This is a genomic window from Streptomyces sp. 4F14, assembly GCF_048159485.1.
Lineage (GTDB): Bacteria > Actinomycetota > Actinomycetes > Streptomycetales > Streptomycetaceae > Streptomyces.
Map to the genome: position 1 here is coordinate 1 of NZ_JBLRVY010000214.1, position 383 is coordinate 383.

The 383-nt window shown below is 67.6% G+C and carries 1 protein-coding gene; it reads left to right on the forward strand.

Annotated features, from left to right (window positions below; translation table 11 throughout):
• Positions 1-191: 191 nt before the first annotated feature.
• Positions 192-383 (forward strand): hypothetical protein (locus ACLZOT_RS50380; RefSeq protein WP_416976043.1); only part of this gene is annotated, 192 nt, incomplete at its 3' end.

Below are 383 nucleotides of genomic sequence, written 5' to 3' on the forward strand. Positions count from 1 at the left end.
TACGACGCGCTGCTCACCAAGCTCGCCACCGAGGTCGAGGGTTAAGTCCCCGGTGTTCGGGGGTCCTTGGCCCCCTCACCGGTTCGAGTGGAACTCCGCCGTGTCCGGGACGGCGCCGTAACTCGCCGTGCTTGCTCGTAGTTGTCGCTTAATGCGGGAAATGTGAGCAGGTACGGCGAGGGGAGCGGTACGTGGGCGGCACGGCTTTGGTGCGGGACGAGACTCTCGCCGCACCCCCTCCACCGGCACCGCCCCAGGACGCGGAGAGCCAACTGAGCCCGCGCCGGATCCGGTTGGTCTTCTTCGGGCTGATGCTCGCGCTGCTCCTTGCCGCGCTGGAGCAGATGATCGTCGCCACCGCACTGCCGAAGATCGTCGGCGAG